The following is a 2,970-nucleotide window of genomic DNA, read 5'->3' as shown; positions in this document are numbered from 1 at the left end:
ATCGTGGAGCCAAAAAGACCAACAGGCACATTCATTAAATGTTGAGCAAAATAGAAAATTGATAGCGATCCCACTGCGAGCGAAGTGGCGATAAAAACCGCCACCGTGGCTTCGATTTGATTTATCCCTAAGGCCAAGGTTCGAGGCAGCATTAGCCGGGCAATCTCTTTAACCCCAGGATGAGTAAAATGCCAAGCTCTGAATTGATAAACAAAACCAAGCCTAATCGCTAAGGGAAGTTGAACTAAAAGATGGAGGACTGCCCCTATAACAACTCCAATCGTCGGTCCATAAATTCCCCAGATTGGGACCAGGAAGACTATTCCAAAGATTATCCCCAAATTGTAAACCACTGGTGAAAGAGCAGGTACCAAAAAACGTTGATGAGACTGAATCACCCCTGTTAAGAAATTAGAAAAACAAAAGAAAAGTTGAGCCAAAAGCATTATCCGAGTTAAATCCACCATCAAATTTATTCTCTCTGGTGAAAAAGTAGGAGCAATCAGCCGACAAAGTTGGTCGGCGTAGATAAAAGTTAAGGCGGCAATGATAATAAAGAAAAGGAGAACAATATTAATCACTGAAGAACTGATTTGGTAGGCCTCCTTCTCATTCTTGGTTAAGTACTCACTAAAAACCGGAATAAAAGCCGCTGATAGGGCTCCAAGCACTAGGAGTTGAAAAATCATATCGGGAATTCTAAAGGCAGCAAAATAAGTGTCAAGCAGCCATTCATTGCCGCCAAAGAAAGCACCTGCTAAAAGCCGGTCGCGGACAAGACCTAAAATTCTCGAGGCAAAAACAGTCACCATAATCACAAAGGCGGCGGAGAGGATATTGCTCTGCCGCCGAAGTAGTATTAATTTTCCGTTTTTAAAAAGATTATTTACCATCTTGGAAACTAGCTCGCTTTTTGTTATTATATCAAGTAAAACTTGATGAAACCAAGTAAAACTTAATTATAGCTTAAAATGCCAGTAACCAAAAGCGCTAAAAAGGCTCTTCGCCAAAGTCGTCAAAGAGCCGCCATAAACAAATTAGTCCGCCAACAACTAAAAAAGGTCGTGGCGAAAACAAAGAAAAGTAAATCCGTCAAAGATTCTGCTGAAATTTATCGGACAATAGACCGAGCGGCTAAAAAAGGAATTATTCATAAAAATAAAGCGGCCAGATTAAAAAGTCGTCTCACTAAACTCGCTCAGACCACTCCTCGACCAGTAGTAAAAAAGAAGACAAAAAAATAGCAAAACTTCCTTTGACAAACCCTCTCTGATTAACCTATACTCAACATACCTCTCTTGTCCTTATAATCAATAGTAATGTTGGGTTCATAATCGGTTAAAGAGGGTTGCAAACCCGAGTTAACTGAGTATATACTAATACTAAAATCAGCCATGCCCAAAAAAGAAATTAACCTCTTGCCCAAGGAAGAATTTGAAAAGAAGCCGATTGGTCGTTTTCTTACCTGGGCCCTCTCTGTCGGACGCTATATTGTCATCTTCACCGAGCTGATTGTTATTCTTGCTTTTCTTTCTCGCTTTAAACTAGATCGGGATTTGTCCGACCTCAACCAGTCAATCAGAGAGAAACAAGCGATTATCGAGGCTTCGGCTGAGTTTGAAAAAGAATTTCTTTTTCTTCAAACAAGGTTAGCCACCATAAAAAAATTGAAAGGACAACAGTCTTCCTTTAGTCAACTAGTAAGCGTTATCGGTTCTTTAACCCCCTTCGATGTGGCTATCTCCAGTCTTAGTTTTAGCGAAGACAGTCTCCGGATTAATGCCATTGCCCTGTCCGAAAGAGGTCTCGGGAACTTTGTCGCTAATCTTTCCACTTCACCTAATTTTAAAGAGGTCTCTTTGACAAGCGTTTCAAAAAGTTTGGAAACCGGACCAGAAATAAAATTTATTATTAACGCTCAATTTATTGTTCCTAAGGAGACCTAATGGCTTTTGATTGGCGAACCGAATACCATCGTTACCATCGTTACTTTTTAAACACCCAAACTCTTTATCAAAGAAAAGATGTTATCGTTTATACGGGGATCATCCTCACTTTAGCAACAATTACCTTCTTTTCTTTCTTTGCTGTTAAACCAACAGTCACCACCATTGCTGGCTTGGTCAAAGAAATTGACAGCAAGGAGACAATCGATCAAAAATTACAAACCAAAATTAACTCTTTAAGACAAGCCCAAACCAACTACTCTCTTATCAGCGATAAATTAATCCTCGTCGACCAAGTCCTTCCTCAGGAACCAAACCTCATTAACCTTGTCTACCAAATTGAGGTTCTGGCTCAAAAGAATAATGTCACCATCAAATCAGTTGCTTTTGGGCCCTCCTATCTTTTAGGTGAAAAGGAAAGTAAAAAGAAAATCAGTCAATATCCAGCCATTAATTTTAGTCTCGGTCTCACCGGTGACTTCGAAAATATTAGCCGTTTTACCACCTCCCTGGATAATTTGAGGCGGTCTATTGGCACTGTTGACTTTACGGTTCGAAGCGTTGAAGAAAGTGAAACAGGGATTTATAGTCTAAACCTGACCTTTCAGCTTGATGCCTTTTATTTAACTGAGGATAGAGAAAAATGAAAAAAAAGCGAATTTCTAAAGACCTTTTAATTCTCGTCATTTTAAGCTTAATTACCGTCCTTACTTGGATCGGTCTCGATGTCTACCGGATTTTTTTCAGAGATGAAGAGCTTTATGTTTCTCCTCAACAAATGGAGCCACTCAACCCTGAAATTGACCAAGAGACAATCGACCAAATTTCCCAGGAATCTCTTTTTGGAAAAGGAGAATATCTGCCCCCTGAACAAACGGGGGATGAAGAGGCTACTACCGAAGCTGAAGGAGTCGACTGATGATCAAAGTGAAGAGATTACCAACCATTTTAGGAATCATTATTTTAATCATTGGTTTAGCTGCCGGTGTTTTCCTTGTCACTCAGGGACAAAACATCTTTCTTC

The 2,970-nt window shown here is 39.8% G+C and carries 5 protein-coding genes; 4 read left to right on the top strand and 1 reads right to left on the bottom strand.

What is annotated here, in order from left to right; translation table 11 throughout:
- Positions 1-893, bottom strand: an 893-nt coding sequence (locus VMY36_01225; protein HUV42506.1) for a lipid II flippase MurJ, incomplete at its 3' end; no start/stop codon positions are given.
- Between the two features lie 78 nt (positions 894-971).
- Between VMY36_01225 and rpsT the strand changes: the two genes are divergently transcribed.
- The 4 genes from rpsT to VMY36_01205 all read left to right on the top strand — a co-directional run bounded on the left by rpsT (position 972) and on the right by VMY36_01205 (position 2,865).
- A complete protein-coding gene (gene rpsT, locus VMY36_01220; protein ID HUV42505.1) occupies positions 972-1,244 on the top strand; it encodes a 30S ribosomal protein S20 in 273 nt (90 codons plus the stop codon).
- Between the two features lie 150 nt (positions 1,245-1,394).
- Positions 1,395-1,946, top strand: a complete 552-nt coding sequence (locus VMY36_01215) for a PilN domain-containing protein (GenBank protein HUV42504.1) — start codon at positions 1,395-1,397, stop codon at positions 1,944-1,946.
- Positions 1,946-2,593: a type 4a pilus biogenesis protein PilO gene (gene pilO, locus VMY36_01210; GenBank protein ID HUV42503.1), complete on the top strand. Its 648-nt coding sequence runs from the start codon at positions 1,946-1,948 to the stop codon at positions 2,591-2,593. Before VMY36_01215 ends, pilO begins: the two co-directional genes overlap by 1 nt.
- On the top strand, positions 2,590-2,865 hold the full coding sequence (locus tag VMY36_01205; GenBank protein HUV42502.1) for a hypothetical protein: 276 nt from the start codon (positions 2,590-2,592) through the stop codon (positions 2,863-2,865). Before pilO ends, VMY36_01205 begins: the two co-directional genes overlap by 4 nt.
- Positions 2,866-2,970 lie beyond the last annotated feature (105 nt).

It is taken from the genome of Patescibacteria group bacterium, assembly GCA_035529375.1.
Classification (GTDB): Bacteria; Patescibacteriota; Microgenomatia; order PFEM01; family JAHIFH01; genus DATKWU01.
Note: the sequence above shows the minus strand (reverse complement) of the source record. Positions and strands in the feature narration are given on the sequence as shown.